This is a genomic window from Isoptericola sediminis (assembly GCF_013085345.1).
GTDB lineage: Bacteria > Actinomycetota > Actinomycetes > Actinomycetales > Cellulomonadaceae > Isoptericola > Isoptericola sediminis.
In genome coordinates this window covers 1-19,078 of record NZ_JABFAJ010000012.1, presented here as the reverse complement: position 1 = coordinate 19,078, position 19,078 = coordinate 1, and the positions used below count along the sequence as shown (strand labels likewise).

Sequence of the window (19,078 nt, the reverse complement as noted above, 5' to 3'; positions counted from 1 at the left end):
CCGGCCGGCCACCGGCGGTCCATCTCGCGGCCCTACCGTCGAGGAGGAAGACACCCGACGAAAGGTCACACCGACGATGACCCTCACGCTCACGCTCGTCCGCCACGGGCAGACGACGCTCAACGCCCGACGCCACCTGCAGGGCGCCTGCGACTCACCCCTGACCCGCACCGGCCGTGCGGGCGTCCGCGTCACCGCGCAGCACCTGGCCGACCGGTCCTTCGACGCGGTCTACTCCTCTCCGCAGGGCCGCGCCGTCCAGACCGCCGCGGAGATCCTCCAGCACCACCCCGGCCACCGGCTCCGTATCGACAAGGGGCTGCGCGAGCTGTCGTTCGGCAGCTTCGAGCGGCGCCCGGAGCACACCCTCGACGCCGAGGTCCCGTGGTCGGAGCTCGTGCCGGCCATGCTCGCGGGCACCCACCCGGGTGTCGGCGGGGGCGAGTCCGGCGGAGACTTCATGGACCGGGTGCGCTCGGTGTTCGCGCGCATCGTCGCGGCCCACGCGGCTCCTGACGTCGGCGCGACCGGCGCCGGTCGCGCCGACGGGAAGCACGTCCTCGTCGTCGGCCACGGCCTGACGCTGGCCGCCTACCTGTGGACGGTGGACCCGTCCCGGCTGGCAGCCCTGCCGAACGCGTCGGTCTCGACGGTCGAGGTGTCCGGCGGCGTCGCCCGCGTCGTGCAGGTGGGCGTCGACGTCGCCGGCCACGGTGCGGTCGCGGCCCGTCCTGCCCCGGTACCGGCCACCGTGCCGGCACCGGTCGCCGCACCCTGACCGAGAGCCCGTCTCAGAGCACCACGGTCCTGCCGACGAGCACCAGCTCGGCGGTGTGGGACCCGGCGACGCCCACGTCGTCGGGCCGCTCGACGTGCCCGGGCAGGTCGTCCAGCCCGCCACCGGCGGCGACGAGGCGGAAGTCCACCTCCTGGCCTGCCGGCACGGTCACCGTCACCTCGAACCCCTCGTCGTCCGGGGCGTAGAAGCGGGTGTCGAGCAGGCGGTCGTCCCCCACGGGGATCTCCCGACCCTCGAGGGTCGCGGCCACGGTGTTCCCGAACGTCCCACCGCTGTGCAGCTCGATGTAGCGCAGCGCGCCCGCCGTCCCGATCTCGTCCTCCCCGGGCCGGATGCGCAGCGTCACGGTGCGTTCGTCGTCGGAGGTCTCGTCCGCGAGGATCTCGGCCGTCGGGGCGGACAGCTCCGCCACCTCGGCCGGGCCCGCCCACACCCCGTCGTGCAGCAGGGGGAAGAAGGACCGCAGGCCCGCCTGGCCGTCGACGAACCCGGCCGTCCAGTCGCTGGGCGTCGACTCGTCCGAGACCCACCACGCCTGCCCGGAGTCCGTGTCCAGGGCGTAGCCGAGCGTCGTCGGTTCGGGGTGCTCGGCGTCGAAGGTGTCGACGGCGAACCCCACCCCGAGCGCACCGACGGCCAGCACCCAGGACCCCCCGACGAGCCAGCTCCCCGCCCGGCCGTGCCGCGGCAGCGTCACCACGAGCACCGGCACCAGGGCCAGGCCGAGCAGCACCGCCACCACGGCCGGCGCAGCACCGGTGGCCAGGCCGAGAGCCGGGAAGAACAGCACCACGACCGGCGCGAGCAGCACCACGCCGACGGCAGCCCCCGCCCCGACGGCGACCCGGCGGCCGACTGCGCCGCGGCGCACCGCCACGATCCCCGCGACCGCTCCCGCGAGGGCCGGCAGCGCGGCCAGGTAGGACCCGCCGGGTGTCACCTCGGCCAGCACCGCGCCGAGCACCGCGAGCCAGCCCAGGGCGCCGACACCGAGCGCGACGCCGCCGAGCGCTCGGCGCAGCCCGACGAACCACCCGGTGACGACCACCGCGACGATCCCGAGCAGGGCGACCCGGAACCCCCACGGCCGCCATGGGTCCATCATCTCCTCGTACCCGGGACGCACGGCGACCATCAGCCACCACAGTCCCAGGGCGCCGAGCACCGCGCCGACGAGCGGCAGCAGACCGGCCAGGAAGCCGAGGGCGAGGCGCCCCGGGCCGACCAGCCGCTCGCGGCCGTCCGGGCGGTGGCGCACGAGGACGACGGCGAGCGCCACGACCGCGCCGAGGGCGACCAGCGCGAGCGGCCACACGAGCCATCCCGGGTAGGCGGCGAGCACCCGGCCGGGCAGGGGGAAGTAGGTGGCGTCGCCGGGCGACGGCGTGGCGAGCGCGGCCAGGTCGGCGTCGCCGAGCGTGCGCACCAGCGCCAGCGCGTTGGAGCCATGGTGCTGCAGGCTCGCCAGGGACATGCGCTCCGGGGTGTCGTACGGCGAGTGGTAGGCGGCCGAGCCGTCGATGTAGGCGGCGTTGAGCCCGGTGAAGCGCCCCTCGGGGTCGTCCAGGAAGGGCGAGAAGTCGGTGTCGTTCGGCAGGATGCGGTACACCTCGACGGCCAGCGAGCTGCCGACCGGGTAAGGCACCTCGGCGTAGGCGTCCACCAGCGCCGCGTTGCCGGGCGAGGTCTCGAACATGATCGCCGGCCCGGAGGTGCCCCGCGCCTCGAGGTTCAGCACGACCCCGCCGTCCGCGGCGCGGGGGTCGGCGTCGACGAACGCCTCGGCCCCGCACAGGCACGCCTCCTCGGCGTCGGTCAGCACGACCACGACGTCGTTGCGCAGCGCAGGGCCCTCGCCCAGCGCGCGCACGGTCTCGAGGATCGTGGCCACCCCGGCGCCGTCGTCGTTGCCGCCGAAGGACACCTCGGCCGAGTCGTAGTGCGCCATGAGGAACAGCGGCGCGGTCGGGTCCGTGCCGGGGAGCGTGGCGACGACGTTCTGCGTCGCGGCCACCCGGGCCTGCCCGCCCAGGCGTCCGGACATGCCCACGCCGTCGACCACCGCAGGGTCCAGCCCGAGAGAGGTGAGCCGGTCGACCAGGTAGGCCCGCACGCGGTCGTTGGCCGGGGTGCCGGTCGGGTGCACGGCCCCGCCCACGACCTCGACGTCGGCGAACGCCCGCTGCGCCGAGAACTCGTCGGCCGGCGCGTCCGCACCACGGGGCGACGGCGGCAGCACCGCCCACACCGAGAGCGCCGTCAGGGCGCCCAGGAACAACCAGACCAGGAGCGTCGTCGCTCGCGTGCGCGTCATCACGGGCGGAACGCTAGCGTGCCGCGGCGCGAGGACCTGCGTCGGGTGCGCCGTGGACCCGCCGTGCCATCATCGGCTCATGACCGACATCGCCGCCCGTTCCGCCGAGTCGTTCGAGATCCCCGAGCCCGCCGAGGAGGCCTGAGGTGCGCGCCGTCGTCTACGACGCCTTCGGAGGTCCTGTCACCGTGCGCGAGCTGCCCGACCCGGTCGCGCCCGACGGCGGCGTCGTCGTGCGGGTGCACGCCACCGGGCTGTGCCTGAGCGACTGGCACGGGTGGGCGGGTCACGACGGCGACATCACGACGTTCCCGCACGTCCCCGGGCACGAGCTGGCCGGCACGGTCGCCGCCGTCGGCGCGGGGGTCGAGCGGTGGCGCGTCGGGGACCGGGTCACCACGCCGTTCGTGTGCGGCTGCGGGCGCTGCGCCTGGTGCCGCGCCGGCGACGCCCAGGTGTGCCCGGACCAGACCCAGCCCGGGTTCACCCACCACGGCTCATGGGCCGAGCTGGTGGCGCTGCACGCCGCGGACACGAATCTCGTGGCGGTGCCCGACGACGTCACCGACACCACCGCGGCCGGACTGGGCTGCCGGTTCGCCACCGCGTTCCGCGCGGTCACGCACCGGGCCCGGGTGCGCGCCGGCGAGCAGGTCACCGTCGTCGGGGCCGGCGGCGTGGGCCTGAGCGCCGTCATGGTCGCCGCAGCCCGCGGGGCGCGCGTCATCGCCGTGGACCGCGACCCGGCCGCGCTGGAGGCCGCCCGCCGGGCCGGTGCCGACCACACGCTCCTCGCCGACGGCGGCGAGGTGGTGGCGGAGATCCACGAGCTGTCCGACGGCGGCACGCACGTCGCGCTCGACGCCGTCGGCTCCCCCGAGACCTGCGCGACGGCGATCGGCGCGCTGCGCCGGCGCGGCCGGCACGTGCAGGTCGGGCTGCTGCCCGCCGTCGAGGGTCATCCCCCGGTGCCGATGGACCGCGTCATCGCGCTCGAGCTCGACCTGCTGGGCTCGCACGGCATGCCCGCGGCCGACTACCCCGCGATGATGGCCCTCGTCGCCGACGGCACCCTGCGCCCCCAGGACCTGCTCGACGACGTGGTCGACCTGGACACGGCCGCCCGCCTGCTGCCGGACCTGCGGACCACGAGCCGGGCGGGCATGACGGTCTGCGACCCGCGGCGCTGACGCGTGACCGATGCCACGGCGCCCGGCTCGGGCACCGTGAACAGGCCCGGAGTAGACTGACCTCGGCCAGGAGTCGGCGGCGTGAGCGCCGCCCGAACGTGAAGGAGGTACCGCGCATGACCCGCAGCGAGCCTCCCAGTAGTCCGAGCCGCGACTGACCCGGCTCGACACGACCCGTCCGTCATCGGGCGGGTGATGCCACCGCTCCCCCACGCCGTCGGCACGGCGCACTCGTCGTCAGTCGCGGGATCCAGCACGCAGACCACCGTTCCTGCACGCCTGGGAGTCCCCTCATGGCCTTCAGCTCCAACCGTTCCGTCCGTACCCGCCAGATGCTGGGTGCCCTGCGCCCGCGTCGTCCCGGCGCGCCGGGCACGCCGCCGTACGCCGCGGAGACCCCGACCCCGCCGACGCCGATCCGCCCGCGCTCCGCGATGGTGGCCGCCGCCGTCTACGACGACGAGGGGCACCGCAGCGCGAGCGTGACCCGGCTCGCCGACGCCTTCCGCGCGCTGCGCTCCACCCCGGGCGGCATGGCCTGGATCGGGCTCGAGCGCCCCGACGAGCACGAGCTCGCCGCCCTGGCGCGGGAGTTCGACCTGCACCCGCTGGCGATCGAGGACGCGATCCAGGCCCATCAGCGCCCGAAGATCGAGCGGTACGGCGACACGCTCTTCGTCGTCCTGCACGCCGCGCGCTACCTGGACTCGATCGAGGAGGTCGAGTTCTCCGAGCTGCACCTGTTCGTGGGACCGGACTTCGTGGTCTCGGTGCGGCACGGGGACTCCCCCGACCTGACCGCCGTGCGCGCCCGGCTCGAGTCGACGCCGCAGATGCTCGCCCGCGGCCCCGAGGCCGTGCTGTACGCGATCATGGACCGCGTCGTGGACGACTACGCGCCGGTCGTCTCCGGGCTCGACTACGACATCGACCAGATCGAGGGCGAGGTCTTCTCCGGCGACGCCCACGTGTCGCGGCGCATCTACGAGCTGTCCCGCGAGCTCGTCGACTTCCAGCGCGCGGTGCGCCCGCTGCAGAGCGTCTGCCTGTCCCTGGCCAAGGGGGCCGAGAAGTACCAGGTCGACGAGGAGCTGCAGGCCTACCTGCGCGACGTCGCCGACCACCTCACGGAGGTCGCCGAGTCGGTGGAGACCTACCGCGTCGCGCTGCGCGACATCCTCACGGTGAACGCCACCCTCGTCGCCCAGCGGCAGAACGAGGAGATGACGCACCTGACCGAGGTGTCGATCCAGCAGGGTGAGGAGGTCAAGAAGATCTCCGGCTGGGCCGCGATCCTGTTCGCCCCGACGCTGGTGGGCACCGTGTACGGCATGAACTTCGACATCATGCCCGAGCTGCACTGGGCCTGGGGCTACCCGGTCGCGCTGGTGCTCATGCTCGGCGTCAGCGTGAGCCTGTTCGCCGTGTTCCGCTGGAAGAAGTGGATCTGACGACGTCCGTCAGGCGTCCAGCCAGCCGTGGCGTCGCGCCATCTTCTCGACCGCGCCGCGCACCGCCAGCACCTGCCGGCCGGTGAGGTCGCCGACCGTCGACAGCAACGTCTCGGTGACCTCGGACCGCAGCTCGGCGGTCGAGAGCACGTCGGCGTACCCGTCGTGCTGGTCTCCCGAGGCGGCGGGACTCGCCGGCGCGGCACCGTCGCGCGACGACGGTCCGCCCATCGCGGCCTGCACCGCGTCCGCCACCGGGGAGGAGATCAGCGAGGCGCTCACCGCCCGCGGCCCGCGCTCGCCCATCTCGTGGGTGAAGTCGACGACGGTGCCGACCGCCATCAGCGCCTTGTCGAAGTCGAGGTCGTTGACGTGCAGGAACACGTCCTCGTCCAGCTCGTCGGACGCGACGAACGCGTAGCCCTTGATCGCGTCGTACCGCACCACGTCACCGCGCACCGTCCACCGCCCCCTGTCGCCGTCGCCCCGTCTCACAGCAGCATAACCGCGGGACGGCGCGGCGGCGGGCTGGAGCGCACACCCCGCGGCTAGGGTCGCCGTGTGACGTCCACGCCCGGCTCCCCGGCCAGCAGCACGCCTCCCCCGCACGGCGACCGCCGGTCGGCCCGGCCCGGGCCCGCGTCGTCCCCGGCGTCACGCACGCTGCTGGCCCTGGCCTGCGGCGTCGTGGTGCTCGCCGGCCTGCACGCGGCCGCCGAGGTGATCGCCCCCCTCTTCCTCGCCGCGGTGATCGTCATCATCTGCCACCCGGTCCGCTTCCCGCTGCTGGCGCGGGGCTGGCCCCGCTGGCTGGCCACCACCGCCGTCATCGTCGTCGCCTACCTGATCCTCGCCGCGCTGCTGGCGATGCTGGTGTGGTCCGGCTTCCGGTTCGCCGCGCTCGTGCGCGACTTCCTGCCGCAGCTCCGCGACGCGGTCTCGGAGGTCGAGACCTGGCTCGCCACCGCCGGGCTGGACACGCAGATCGCCGACGCGGTCACCTCCTGGCTGCAGCCGACCAACATCCTGTCGCTGGCGGGCGACGTGAGCGGGACGGCGCTGAGCATCGGGACCGCGTTCTTCTTCGTGCTCGCCTACGCGGTGTTCATGGCGGCCGACGCCGGCCGGTACGCCACCGCCTCCCGGCACTTCGGCGTCTCGCGTGCCGGCGCGATCGAGCGAGCCACCCGCTTCAGCAGCGGGGTGCGCCGCTACTACGTCGTCAACGCCACCTTCGGCGCGGTCGTGGCGGTCGTGGACGGGATCGCGCTGTCGCTGCTCGGGGTCCCGGGTGCCGCGATCTGGGCGATCCTGGCGTTCGTCACCAACTTCGTGCCGAACATCGGCTTCATCCTGGGCCTCGTGCCACCCATGGTCATGGCCTTCGTCGTGGGCGGGTGGCAGCTCGCCCTGGCCGTGGTCGCGATCTACTGCGTGGTCAACGTCGTCCTGCAGGTGTTCGTCCAGCCGAAGTTCGTCTCGGACGCCGTCTCGCTCTCGCTCACCCTGAGCTTCGTGTCCGTCGTGTTCTGGACGTTCGTCATCGGCCCGCTCGGCGCGATCCTGTCGATCCCGCTGACGCTGCTGGTCCGGGCCCTGCTGCTCGAGGGCGATCCCCGTCAGGACTGGCTGCGCTGGCTCTCCGGCGACGACGTCGACCCCGCGGCGGAGGACCGGGCCGCCCCGGGCCCCGTGGTGGCAGCACCGGACCGGCCCGCCACCGCCCCGCAGGATGCGGAGGGCCCCGCCCGGGGCGACGCCGACGACGACGCGCCGCGCTGACCCCGGCCGGCGCACGCGCTGCCGCGTCGGCAGGGCTCAGGTCTCGTCGCGGACGAACTGCACGATCTGGTCGGCCATCGCCCCGACGTCCCAGGTGTGGTCGGCGCCGGCGACCTCCCGTGCCTGGCCGCGGGTGACGGCGTCCGCGACGCGCTGGGCGGCGACCGGCATCTCGTCGAAGGTCCGCGTGCCGTAGGTCGCCAGGACCGGGACGGCGAGCTCGCGCAGCAGGTCCGCCTCGATGAGGTCGGTGGCCCGCACCAGCGCCTGGCCGTCGGCGCGCTGGCTGATCGAGGCCCGCGCGATCTGCTCGAAGTCCGGCGAGGCGCGCAGCCCTTCGAGCCACTCGCGCGGCATGTCCTTCATGTACTGCTCGAGGGCGCCCACGTAGTCCTCGGCGTCCAGCCGCTTCTCGAACTCGGTGATCCACTCGTAGGTGTCGTCGGCCGACCGCGCCAACGGCGCCTCCCACAGCACGAGCCCGCAGACCGGCATCTCCGCGTCCGCGGCGCACAGCGCGAGCGCGGCACCCGAGGAGTGACCGACGAGCACCACCGGCGCACCGGCGGCGTCGACGACCGCGTGGAGGGCGGACAGCTCACGCTCCAGGTCGAGCACCCCGTCCGCCGGGCTGTCGCCCCGACCCAGCCGGTCGTACACCACCGCGGTCAGCCCCTGCTGCGCACACCGCTGAGCGGTCTCGGTGGTCACGGGGTCGATCGCCCGGTACGGCCCCGCCCCGGCGACGAAGACCACCGCGGGCCCCTCGCCGTCGCGGTCGAACCCGACCCTGTCTCCGGCCACGCTCGTCACGTGGTGGGTCATCTCCGTCTCCTTCCCGCCGGGTGGTCGACCCGGTCGCCAGGGCCATAGTGCAGCACCCGGCGCCGCTCGGCGACGGGACGCCCCACCTCGTGAGGCCCGTCACCCCCGGCCGTCGGCCAGCCCCCGGGCGTACGCCTCGGCGCTCCCCTCGCGGAACAGGTCGTCGGGACCGGTCCGCGCGAGGCGGCGCGCTCCCGGTCCCGCACCGTCGTCACCGCCGAGCACGAACCGCCCGACGCCGCGCACCACGGCGACCGCCCGGCCCGTCGCCTTGCCGCGGACCAGCTCCGAGGCGGCGGCGATCTCGTCGGCCACCGCCGTGACCGTCACCGAGATCGGCCGCCCGTGGGAGTCCGTGCCGCCGCGCAGGTCGTCCAGCACCATCAGACCGGCCGCGCCGATCGCGATGTCGGTGACACCCTCCCGCCACGGGCGCCCCGCGGTGTCGGTGACGACGACGCCGAGCCGGTCCAGCCCGTACCGTGCCCGCAGCGCCGCCCGCACCGAGCGCGCGGTGGCGTCCGGGTCCTCGGGCAGCAGCAGCACGGTGCCGTCGGGCGTGTTCGAGGCGTCGACCCCGGCGGCGGCCATCACCAGCCCGAGCCGGTTCTCGACGATCCGCAGCGGCGGCAGGCCGTCCGGCCGCTCGCGCGTGGCGACGACCCGCACGGTCTCGTCGGTGATCGCCTGCTCGCGGTCCGCGGCGCGCACCACGCGCCCCTCGGCCTTGGAGACGATCTTGGACGTGACGACGACGACGTCACCCTCGGCGAGGGCGTCACCGGTCCGGTCGGCGTCGGCCGCCAGCAGGTCGCCGATCAGCACGGCGAGGTCGTCGCCCGGGCGGACCTCGCCCAGGCCCGGCGGCGCCCAGAGCATCATCCGGGCGCCGTCGAGCCGGGCCGTGGCGCCGTGCGCCGCGTCGTCGGGACCGGTCACCGGACCAGCTTCGGCAGCACCTCGCGCCCGAAGACCTCGATCCACTGCTTCTGGTTCCGGCCCACGTTGTGCAGGTAGATGCGGTCGAACCCGAGGTCGACGTACTGCTGGATGGCCTGGCGGTGCTCGTCCGGGTCGGCGGAGACCACCATGCGACCGGAGAAGTCCTCGGGGCGGACCAGCTTGGCCATCTGGGCGAAGTCGTGCGGCGACCGGATGTCGGCCTTGGGGAACTTCATGCCGCCGTTCGGCCACTCGGTCATGGCGTTGGCCATGGCCTCCTCGTCGGTCTCCGCCCAGGACATGTGCACCTGGAGGACCTTCGGCATCGTCGAGGCGTCCCGACCGGACTCCTTGACGCCCGCGTCGAACCGGCCGAACAGCATCTCGATCTTCTCCAGCGGCGCCCCCACCGTGATGAGGCCGTCCGCGTGCTTGCCGGCCCGCTTGGCCGTGATCGGCCCGGCGGTAGCGACGAGGATCTCCGGCGGGACCTCGGGCATGGTCCACAACCGCGTGGACTCCATCTTGTAGAACTGCCCGGAGTGCTTGACGTCCTTGCCCTCGACGCCCGAGGCGAAGAGCTTCTTGATGATGTCGATGGCCTCGAACATCCGGTTGATGCGCTCCGGCGCCTCCGGCCAGTAGCCGCCGGTGACGTGCTCGTTGAGCGCCTCGCCGGAGCCCAGCCCGAGCCAGTGCCGGCCGGGGTACATCGCGGCGAGGGTCGCCGAGGCCTGCGCCACCATCGCCGGGTGGAACCGGAACGACGGGCAGGTCACCCCCGGACCGATGTCACCGCGTGTGCGCTCGCCCAGGGCGGTCAGCACGTTCCACACGAACGCGGCCTCCCCCTGCTGCGGCACCCAGGGCTGGAAGTGGTCGGCGGCCATCACGCCGTCGAATCCGTGCTCCTCGGCGTAGGCCGAGTAGTCGACCACGTCGGTGGGGTGGAACTGCTCGAGCATCGCGGCGTAGCCGACGGTCAAGTCCTTCGAAGCTGCCATGGGGACGACCCTACGCCGCCGCGGACCTCACGTGGTCAGGTCCTTGGCGAAGAAGTGCGTCGCGTACGGGTCGTCGTTGAAGCGCTCGACCTGCCGGTAGCCGGCCTCCTCGTACATCACGACCGCCTCGCCGAGGACCCCGTTCGTGTCGAGCACGACCTCCCTGTGCCCGAGCTCGACCGCGAGGTCCTCCAGGCGGCGCAGCAGTCGCGAGCCGAGCCCGGCACCGCGCCAGGCGGTGTCGACCCACATCCGCTTGATCTCGGCGACGCCGTCCCCCAGGTCCTGGACACCCCCGCAGGCGACCGGGTCCCCGCCGGAGGCGGCGACGACGAACCCGCCGAGCGGCGGGACGAGCCGTTCGGCGTCCGCGGCGAGCGCGGCGTCGACGTCGAACGCGTCGGTGCTGCCGATGCGCTCGCCGACCTCCGCGAAGAACGCGAGCACGGCCCGCCTCGCCACCGGATCGTCCGGCGCGACCATCACCAGCTCGACGGTGGCGGCGCGGACAAGCAGGTCCGCCTCGCCGAGCGCCGCCGAGAGCCGGGCACGCTGCCGCGCGGTGAGCGGGTCGACGAACCGACGGGCCCGCTCGTCGGAGCGTCGGTCGAGCTCCTCCCAGGCGGTACGGCCCGCCGGCGTCAGGGTGACCCGCCGACGGCGCGGGTCCTCCGGGTCGGGCGCGACGCTCACCAGCCCCTCCTCCTGCAGCCGACGCAGCAACCGGCGCAGGTACTCGCGGTCCAGGCCGAGCCGCGCGCGCAGGGCGCGGGTCGTGTCCGGGGCGGCGCCGATCTCGTACAACAGCCTCGCGGTGCCGAGCGCCATGCCCAGGCCCAGGAAGGACTCCTCCAGCACGCCCACCCGCTGGGTGTAGCTCCGGTTGAACCGCCGCAGGACGTCGACGTGACCCCTCACGCTCATGGGCCCGACCCTAGCCAGTCGCGCCGCTCGAGCACCATGCCCCACCCCGCGTTCCCTCGTGGCGACGGGGCGTCCGCCCGCCCCGGGGGATCTGGGACAATGAGGCACCATGAGCGACTTCCCGAACCCCGGGGCGCCCGCCGCGCCCGCACAGACCCCCGCAGCGAACGCGACCTCCGGCAGCCAGGCCGAGCAGGTAGCCGACGTCGTGCGCGCGGTGGTCAGGGAGGTACCGGACAAGGTCAGCACGGACGGTCTGGAGCAGAAGTTCGACGAGCGGTGGGCCGCCGAGGGCACGTTCGCCTTCGACCGGTCGGCCACCCGCGACCAGATCTTCTCGATCGACACCCCGCCCCCGACCGTCTCCGGCTCGCTGCACGTGGGCCACGTCTTCAGCTACACCCACACCGACGTCGTCGCCCGGTTCCAGCGCATGCGCGGCAAGGAGGTCTTCTACCCGATGGGGTGGGACGACAACGGCCTGCCCACCGAGCGCCGCGTGCAGAACTACTACGGCGTGCGCTGCGACCCGTCGCTGCCCTACGACCCCGGCTTCACCCCGCCCCACCAGGGCACCGAGGGCAAGAAGGTGAAGCCGGCGGACCAGGTGCCGATCAGCCGCCGCAACTTCATCGAGCTCTGCGAGGAGCTCACCGCCGACGACGAGCGCCAGTTCGAGGAGCTGTGGCGCCTGCTCGGCCTGTCCGTGGACTGGTCGCAGACGTACCAGACCATCGACGCGACCTCGCGCGCGGCCTCCCAGCGGGCGTTCCTGCGCAACCTGGACCGGGGCGAGGCCTACCAGGCCGAGGCGCCCGGCCTGTGGGACGTCACGTTCCAGACGGCCGTGGCCCAGGCCGAGCTCGAGGCCCGGGAGTACCCCGGCCACTACCACCGCGTCGCGTTCCACCGCGAGGGCGGCGAGCCGGTCCACATCGAGACGACCCGACCCGAGCTGGTGCCGTCCGTCGTGGCGCTCATCGCCCACCCGGACGACGAGCGCTACCAGCACCTGTTCGGCACCACGGTCACCTCGCCGCTGTTCGGCGTCGAGGTGCCCGTGCTGGCCCACCACGCCGCCGCGATGGACAAGGGTGCCGGCATCGCCATGTGCTGCACCTTCGGCGACCTGACCGACGTGCAGTGGTGGCGCGAGCTGCAGCTGCCGACCCGCTCGGTGATCGGCCGGGACGGCCGGCTCGCCCGCGAGACGCCCGAGTGGATCGCCGGCGGCCCCGGCGCCGACCTCTACGCCGAGGGACTGGCCGGCAAGACGTCGTTCAGCGCCCGCACCGCCGTCGTGGACGCGCTGCGCGAGTCCGGCGACCTGGACGGCGAGCCGACCCCGACCCAGCGCATGACGAACTTCTACGAGAAGGGCGACAAGCCGCTCGAGATCGTCACCTCGCGCCAGTGGTACATCCGCAACGGGGGTCGCGAGTGGAACGCCGCCGGGACCCGGCGCGACCTGAAGGCCGAGCTGCTCGGACGGGGCAAGGAGCTGGACTTCCACCCCGACTTCATGCGGGTCCGCTACGAGAACTGGGTCAACGGCCTCAACGGTGACTGGCTCATCTCCCGGCAGCGGTTCTTCGGCGTGGCGGTGCCGGTCTGGTACGGCGTCGACGAGCACGGCGACGTCGACTACGACCGCCTCATCACGCCGTCCGAGGCCGAGCTCCCGGTGGACCCGACGTCGCAGGCCCCGGCCGGCTACGACGAGTCCCAGCGCGGGGTGCCGGGCGGGTTCGTCGGCGACAACGACGTGATGGACACCTGGGCGACGTCCTCGCTGACGCCGCTCATCGTCTCCGGCTGGGAGCGCGACGCCGACCTGTTCGACCGCGTCTTCCCCATGGACCTGCGCCCGCAGGGCCAGGACATCATCCGCACCTGGCTGTTCTCCTCGGTCGTGCGCTCGCACCTCGAGTGCGGCGTGCTGCCCTGGAAGCACGCGGCCATCAGCGGCTGGATCCTCGACCCGGACCGCAAGAAGATGTCCAAGTCCAAGGGCAACGTCGTCACCCCGATGGACCTGCTGGAGCAGCACGGGTCCGACGCCGTGCGGTACTGGGCGGCCGCGGCACGCCTCGGGACGGACGCGGCGTTCGAGATCGGTCAGATGAAGATCGGCCGGCGCCTGGCGATCAAGGTGCTCAACGCCTCGAAGTTCGCGCTGACCTTCGGCGTCGACCCGGAGACCGGTGCGGGCGAGATCGCGCTGGACCCCGCGGCCGTGACCGTCGACCTGGACCGCGCCATGCTGGCCGGGCTGGCCGACGTCGTCGACCAGGCGACCACGGCGCTGGAGTCCTACGACCACACCCGGGCCCTGGAGCTGACCGAGTCGTACTTCTGGGCGTTCTGCGACGACTACCTCGAGCTCGTCAAGGACCGCGCGTACGGCGCCGACGGCACGGTGACCGCCGACACGCTCTCGGCCCGCACGGCGCTGGCGATCGCGCTCGACGTCATGCTGCGGCTGCTGGCGCCGTTCATCCCGTTCGCCACCGAGGAGGTCTGGTCCTGGTGGCGCAGCGGGTCCGTGCACCGCGCGGAGTGGCCGACGGCCCGGCCGCTGCGCGACGCCGCGGCCGGCGTCGACCCGACCGGCCTGACCGCCGCGGGCCACGCCCTGGCGGCGCTGCGCAAGCTGAAGTCGGCCGCCAAGGTCTCCATGAAGACCCCGATCCTGTCCGGGACGGTGGCCGTGCCCGCACACCTGCTGCCGGGCGTCGAGTCCGCCGTGGTGGACCTGCGCGGCGCCGGCCGGGTCACCGGGCCCCTCGAGCTCGTCGAGGCCACCGACGGCCAGGGCGACCCGGACGTCCAGGGCGGCATCGTCGTGGTCGAGCACGAGCTGGGCGAGCCGCCGGTCAAGAAGCCGCGCGGCTGAGCCCCCGGGCGCTCCTCCGCGGGGCACCCTCGACAGCACGAGGCCCCGGCACCCTTCCCAGGGTGCCGGGGCCGTGTCGTGCGACCTCTCAGTGGGCCATGGAGACCCGTCCGTCGTCGCCGCTCATCGTGGCCGCCGACTCGTGCGGCGTGCCGCCGTCGTCCCAGCGCAGCGTCGCCGCGACGCCGTCGCGCAGCTCGACCGACCCGGTCGGCGCGAAGACCAGCCCGGCGTCCTGGCCGATGGCGGCACGCAGCAGGGCCGTCGCGGCCGGGAGCTCCTCGAGGTCCCCGACCCCGTCGAGCTCGGTCCGCGAGGCCGCGATGTGCATCGGGTCCGGTCCGATCCAGAGCTGGAACCCGTTGAGCAGCCCACCGAGGCCGGGTTCCTCGACCGAACCGTCGACCCACGCGTGCAGCGCCCGGGCCGCGTCGTCCGCGAGCTCCTCGGAGAGCACGAGCTGCTTCACCTGGCCACGGGCCAGCACCTGGGCGACGTCACCGATGCTCGTGACGGCGCCGGACTCCCGGCCCAGACCCTCACGCAGCGCGGCGAGCACCGCCTCCCGGCGGCGCTCCCGGAACGAGTCCAGCGCCTCGACGACGGTCTCGGCGAAGTGCCCCGCGTGCACGCCGTCGTCCCGGCCGCCGCCGGACACCTCGACGGTCAGCTGAGCCGCCTGCTGGCCGAGCGCGTCCCGGACCATGCTCACGGCCCTCACGTCGCCGGTGAGCAGGAGGATCTCCGGTCGGGAGGCGGCCACGCGGCGGTCGATCTCGCCGGCCATCGCCTCGGCGTTGCGGTGCCAGGAGTCCTCGGCCCGCGACTCGATCACCGACCGCTTCGTCGAGGTGCTCGAGGTCTTCGACACCTCGTCGTCGGGGCCCTCGAACGTCTCCTTGTCCCCGGACGGGAACCCGTCGGACCCCACCGGGAAGAAGTCGGCCCCCAGCCGGTCGACGGCGACGACCAGCGCGTCCACCTCCTCGTCGGCCGAGCGTGCCGCCTGCAGCAGGCTCGGCACGCGGTGCCAGACACCCGCCATCACCGGCGGCGGCTCCTTCAGCACCCGGTCGACGAGAACGCCCTCGTCGTCGGCGATGAGCACTCGACCGTGCGGCCCGTGCACCCACGTCGGGCGGTCCACGGCGTCGTCCAGGTCGTTGAGGACCTGGTCCGCGGCACCCTGCTTGGCGAGCGAACGGCGCACGGAGCGCCAGCGGTTCGCCACATCCTTGTCACCGGCTTCGACCGAACGCGTGGCGTCGAGATAGACGGTCGCGAACGGGCCGGGGCGGCCGACCAAGGGCTTGAGCCAATCGATCTTCATGCAGTTCCCCCTCGGGTCCGTCGACTGTGAACCTCCAGCCTGCTCCGGATCGGCGCAGTGCGCATCCGCGCTGACGAAAAGGCCTTCTCACCAGGGGCGATGCACGGGCGGGCGCAGGTCCGCCGTGAACCGGGGCCGGGCAGGACGAGGTGCTCGGGCGGCTCAGAAGCCGCCACCCCTTCAACTGTAGGTGTCCAGGGGTGGTACCTCGTCGGCACGCCCGGCGGCGGCGTGCTCGGCCGCGATGCGCTCGTGGCGGCGGATCACCTCGGAGACGATGAAGTGGCGGAACTGCTCGGCGAACTCGGGGTCGAGCCCGGCGCCCGAGGCGATGGCCTTCAGACGGTCGATCTGCTGACGGTCACGCTGCGGGTCCGCCGGCGGCAGCCCCTCGGTGGCCTTGAGCTCCCCGACGCGCTGCGTCGCGCGGAACCGCTCGGCGAGCAGGTGCACCAGGGCCGCGTCGATGTTGTCGATCGTGCTGCGCAGGCCGAGGATCTCGGTCGGCAGCGCACGACCGGTCTCGGGCACGGGCGCTTCGTCGAAGGGCTCAGCCATGGCTCGATCCTACGGGCGGCGACGTCAGCGCGACGGCCCGGCCACGATGTGGCCGTCGGCCGTCCGAGGCGGTGCGATCAGGCGGACTTGCGGTTGCGCACGGGACCGGAGGACCGCGGCACGATCGTCGGGTTGACGTTCTCCTCGACGACCTCGCGGGTGATGACCACGCCTTCGACGTCGTCGCGGCTCGGCACGTCGAACATCACCTGCTGGAGGACCTCCTCCATGATGGCGCGCAGCCCGCGTGCACCCGTCCCGCGCAGGAGCGCCTGCTCGGCGATCGCGTCGATCGCGTCGTCGGCGAACTCCAGGCGCACGCCGTCGATCTCGAACATGCGCTGGTACTGCTTGACCAGGGCGTTGCGCGGTTCGCTGAGGATGCGCACCAGGGCGTCGCGGTCGAGCGGCGAGACGGAGGAGATCACGGGCAGTCGACCGATGAACTCGGGGATCAGCCCGTACTTGTGCAGGTCCTCGGGCCGGACCTCCGAGAAGAGGTCGACGTCGGTGGTCGACTCCATCGGGGCGGAGAAGCCGATCCCGCGCTGCCGCGCCCGGGAGGCGATGATGTCGTCCAGACCCGCGAACGCTCCGGCGACGACGAACAGCACGTTCGAGGTGTCGATCTGGATGAACTCCTGGTGCGGGTGCTTGCGCCCGCCCTGCGGGGGCACCGACGCGCTGGTGCCCTCGATGATCTTCAGGAGCGCCTGCTGCACGCCCTCGCCCGAGACGTCCCGCGTGATCGACGGGTTCTCGGCCTTGCGGGCCACCTTGTCGATCTCGTCGATGTAGATGATGCCGGTCTCGGCCTTCTTGACGTCGTAGTCGGCGGCCTGGATGAGCTTGAGGAGGATGTTCTCGACGTCCTCGCCCACGTACCCGGCCTCGGTGAGCGCCGTGGCGTCGGCGATGGCGAACGGGACGTTGAGCATCTTCGCGAGCGTCTGCGCCAGGTACGTCTTGCCCGTCCCCGTGGGGCCGATGAGCAGGATGTTGGACTTGGCGATCTCCACCGCGTCCTGGTCGTCCTTCGCCGCCGGCGCCGCCTGCACGCGCTTGTAGTGGTTGTAGACCGCGACGGCCAGGGCCCGCTTGGCCGGCTCCTGGCCGATGACGTACTGCTCGAGGAAGTCGAAGATCTCCCGCGGCTTCGGCAGCTCGGTCAGCCCCAGCTCCGTGGTCTCACCGAGCTCTTCCTCGATGATCTCGTTGCACAGGTCGATGCACTCGTCGCAGATGTACACACCCGGCCCAGCGATGAGCTTCTTGACCTGCTTCTGCGACTTCCCGCAGAAGGAGCACTTGAGCAGGTCTGCACCGTCACCGATTCTCGCCACCGCGGGCCTCCTTGTTCTCGTGCGCGTCTTCGACCATTCCACACCACCCGGGCCCGGTTGTCAGCCGAGAACTCCGGTGTGGCGCGACCCGGGTGCCGACACGAGGGTCGGCACCCGGGTCGCGAGCGGTGTCGTCACCGGTGAACCGGCTGCTCAGGCACCGAGCTGAGCGGGCTTGCGGGAGTCGAGGACCTGGTCCACGAGGCCGTACTCCTGGGCCTGGGCGGCCGTGAGGATCTTGTCGCGCTCGATGTCGTCGCGGATCTCCTGGACGGGCTTGCCCGTGTGGTGGGCCAGCGTCTCCTCCAGCCACTCGCGCATGCGGATGAGCTCGTTGGCGTGGATCTCGATGTCCGACGCCTGGGCGTAGCCGCCGCCCTCCATCGCGGGCTGGTGGATCAGCACCCGTGCGTTGGGCAGCGCGAGCCGCTTGCCCCGCTGCCCGGCGGCGAGCAGCACGGCCGCCGCCGAGGCCGCCTGCCCGAGGCAGACGGTCTGGATCTGCGGCTTGATGAACTGCATCGTGTCGTACAGGGCGGTCATCGCGGTGAAGGAGCCGCCCGGGGAGTTGATGTAGATCATCACGTCGCGGTCCGGGTCCTGGGACTCCAGGACGAGCAGCTGGGCCATGATGTCGTCGGCCGACGCGTCGTCGACCTGGACGCCCATGAAGATGATGCGGTCCTCGAAAAGCTTGGTGTACGGGTCCTGGCGCTTGAAGCCGTACGGCGTGCGCTCCTCGAACTGTGGCAGGACGTACCGCGACGACGGGGCGCCGTGCGGCAGCGCGATCCCGCCCGGGCGGGCGGCGTCGCCGGCGAGACGCGCGGCCCGCTCGGCGAACTGGTACTCGGCGGAGTAGCTCATGGTTCTCCTCGGTGGGAAGTCAGCTGGGGTCTCGGTCGACCGTGGTCGGGTCACTCGGCGGTCGTGCCGCCGCCCCCGGACACCGAGGAAGCGTTGGCGACGACCCGGTCCACGAAGCCGTACTCGAGGGCCTCCTCGGCCGTGAACCAGCTGTCGCGGTCGTTGTCCTTGAGGATCTTCTCGAGCGGCTGGCCGGTCTGCTCGGCCGTGAGCTCCGCGAGCACCTTCTTCATGTGCATGATCAGCTGGGCGCCGATGCGCACGTCGGTCGCGGTGCCGCCGACGCCGCCGGAGGGCTGGTGCATCAGCACGCGGGCGTGCGGCGTGATGTAGCGCTTGCCCTTCGCGCCGGAGGACAGCAGGAACTGGCCCATCGAGGCAGCCATCCCCATCGCGACGGTGGCGACGTCGGGCTGGATGAACTGCATGGTGTCGTAGATCGCCATGCCGGCCGTGATCGAGCCGCCCGGGGAGTTGATGTAGAGGTAGATGTCCTTCTCGGGGTCCTCCGCCGCGAGCAGCATCATCTGGGCGCAGATGGCGTTCGCGTTGTCGTCGCGCACCTCCGAACCCAGCCAGATGATGCGCTCCTTGAGGAGCCGGTTGTAGATGGAGTCGTTGAGGCCGAAGCCCTGGCCCTCGGCGCGGGCCTGCGGTGCCCCGTCACCCATCTGCAGCAAGTCGTTCACGTCCGTCTCCTTCGCTTCGCTGTCGCTCGACCCTAACGTGCACCGGGTGCCCGCCGAGTCCCGGAAACCGCATGTTTCGCTGCAGGCGCACAGGCGCCGGGACCCGCCGGACCGGGGGACGACGACGGCCCGTACCCTCCGCGCGGAGGGTACGGGCCGTCGTC

The 19,078-nt window shown here is 72.9% G+C and carries 16 protein-coding genes; 5 read left to right on the top strand and 11 right to left on the bottom strand.

Going from position 1 to position 19,078, the window contains the following annotated elements:
* The first annotated feature begins 76 nt into the window (after positions 1 to 76).
* Positions 77 to 778 (top strand): histidine phosphatase family protein, encoded by a 702-nt coding sequence (locus HLI28_RS07060; RefSeq protein ID WP_171246809.1) that lies wholly within the window; start codon positions 77 to 79, stop codon positions 776 to 778.
* A 13-nt stretch (positions 779 to 791) separates the two neighbouring features.
* On the opposite strand, the gene HLI28_RS07055 is transcribed toward HLI28_RS07060, so the two are convergent.
* On the bottom strand, positions 792 to 3,113 hold the full coding sequence (locus HLI28_RS07055; RefSeq protein WP_171246808.1) for a M28 family peptidase: 2,322 nt from the start codon (positions 3,111 to 3,113) through the stop codon (positions 792 to 794).
* A 146-nt stretch (positions 3,114 to 3,259) separates the two neighbouring features.
* Between HLI28_RS07055 and HLI28_RS07050 the strand changes: the two genes are divergently transcribed.
* Both HLI28_RS07050 and corA read left to right on the top strand, forming a co-directional pair.
* Positions 3,260 to 4,303 carry a zinc-binding dehydrogenase gene (locus HLI28_RS07050; RefSeq protein WP_171246807.1) on the top strand — a complete coding sequence of 348 codons (1,044 nt, stop codon included), beginning with the start codon at positions 3,260 to 3,262 and terminating at the stop codon, positions 4,301 to 4,303.
* Positions 4,304 to 4,596: 293 nt separating this feature from the next.
* On the top strand, positions 4,597 to 5,754 hold the full coding sequence (gene corA, locus HLI28_RS07045) for a magnesium/cobalt transporter CorA (RefSeq protein ID WP_171246806.1): 1,158 nt from the start codon (positions 4,597 to 4,599) through the stop codon (positions 5,752 to 5,754).
* Positions 5,755 to 5,763: 9 nt separating this feature from the next.
* Here the strand turns inward: corA and HLI28_RS07040 are convergent, their stop codons facing one another.
* Positions 5,764 to 6,213 carry a cold shock domain-containing protein gene (locus tag HLI28_RS07040; protein WP_171246805.1) on the bottom strand — a complete coding sequence of 150 codons (450 nt, stop codon included), beginning with the start codon at positions 6,211 to 6,213 and terminating at the stop codon, positions 5,764 to 5,766.
* A 102-nt stretch (positions 6,214 to 6,315) separates the two neighbouring features.
* Between HLI28_RS07040 and HLI28_RS07035 the strand changes: the two genes are divergently transcribed.
* Positions 6,316 to 7,536 carry an AI-2E family transporter gene (locus HLI28_RS07035; protein ID WP_171246804.1) on the top strand — a complete coding sequence of 407 codons (1,221 nt, stop codon included), beginning with the start codon at positions 6,316 to 6,318 and terminating at the stop codon, positions 7,534 to 7,536.
* 36 nt (positions 7,537 to 7,572) lie between these two features.
* Here HLI28_RS07035 and HLI28_RS07030 read toward each other — a convergent pair whose 3' ends face one another.
* The 4 genes from HLI28_RS07030 to HLI28_RS07015 form a co-directional block, all read right to left on the bottom strand.
* Positions 7,573 to 8,361 carry an alpha/beta fold hydrolase gene (locus tag HLI28_RS07030; RefSeq protein ID WP_171246803.1) on the bottom strand — a complete coding sequence of 263 codons (789 nt, stop codon included), beginning with the start codon at positions 8,359 to 8,361 and terminating at the stop codon, positions 7,573 to 7,575.
* A gap of 99 nt (positions 8,362 to 8,460) precedes the next feature.
* Positions 8,461 to 9,243, bottom strand: coding sequence for a coenzyme F420-0:L-glutamate ligase (gene cofE, locus HLI28_RS07025; protein WP_171246866.1), 783 nt, complete (start codon positions 9,241 to 9,243; stop codon positions 8,461 to 8,463).
* Positions 9,244 to 9,296: 53 nt separating this feature from the next.
* Complete coding sequence (locus HLI28_RS07020; protein WP_171246802.1) at positions 9,297 to 10,307, bottom strand: TIGR03557 family F420-dependent LLM class oxidoreductase; 1,011 nt, start codon at positions 10,305 to 10,307, stop codon at positions 9,297 to 9,299.
* Between the two features lie 27 nt (positions 10,308 to 10,334).
* Positions 10,335 to 11,231, bottom strand: coding sequence for a bifunctional helix-turn-helix transcriptional regulator/GNAT family N-acetyltransferase (locus HLI28_RS07015; RefSeq protein WP_171246801.1), 897 nt, complete (start codon positions 11,229 to 11,231; stop codon positions 10,335 to 10,337).
* Between the two features lie 109 nt (positions 11,232 to 11,340).
* Between HLI28_RS07015 and valS the strand changes: the two genes are divergently transcribed.
* Entirely contained in the window at positions 11,341 to 14,127 is a 2,787-nt protein-coding gene (gene valS, locus HLI28_RS07010) for a valine--tRNA ligase (RefSeq protein WP_171246800.1), read from the top strand.
* A gap of 88 nt (positions 14,128 to 14,215) precedes the next feature.
* On the opposite strand, the gene HLI28_RS07005 is transcribed toward valS, so the two are convergent.
* From HLI28_RS07005 to HLI28_RS06985, 5 genes are all read right to left on the bottom strand, one after another.
* Positions 14,216 to 15,457: a baeRF2 domain-containing protein gene (locus HLI28_RS07005; RefSeq protein WP_171246799.1), complete on the bottom strand. Its 1,242-nt coding sequence runs from the start codon at positions 15,455 to 15,457 to the stop codon at positions 14,216 to 14,218.
* A 180-nt stretch (positions 15,458 to 15,637) separates the two neighbouring features.
* Positions 15,638 to 16,015, bottom strand: coding sequence for a chorismate mutase (locus HLI28_RS07000; protein ID WP_171246798.1), 378 nt, complete (start codon positions 16,013 to 16,015; stop codon positions 15,638 to 15,640).
* Positions 16,016 to 16,092: 77 nt separating this feature from the next.
* Positions 16,093 to 17,358 carry an ATP-dependent Clp protease ATP-binding subunit ClpX gene (clpX, locus tag HLI28_RS06995; RefSeq protein WP_171246797.1) on the bottom strand — a complete coding sequence of 422 codons (1,266 nt, stop codon included), beginning with the start codon at positions 17,356 to 17,358 and terminating at the stop codon, positions 16,093 to 16,095.
* A gap of 153 nt (positions 17,359 to 17,511) precedes the next feature.
* Positions 17,512 to 18,225: an ATP-dependent Clp protease proteolytic subunit gene (locus HLI28_RS06990; protein ID WP_246246503.1), complete on the bottom strand. Its 714-nt coding sequence runs from the start codon at positions 18,223 to 18,225 to the stop codon at positions 17,512 to 17,514.
* A 50-nt stretch (positions 18,226 to 18,275) separates the two neighbouring features.
* Positions 18,276 to 18,896 carry an ATP-dependent Clp protease proteolytic subunit gene (locus HLI28_RS06985; RefSeq protein WP_171246864.1) on the bottom strand — a complete coding sequence of 207 codons (621 nt, stop codon included), beginning with the start codon at positions 18,894 to 18,896 and terminating at the stop codon, positions 18,276 to 18,278.
* Positions 18,897 to 19,078: the final 182 nt, after the last annotated feature.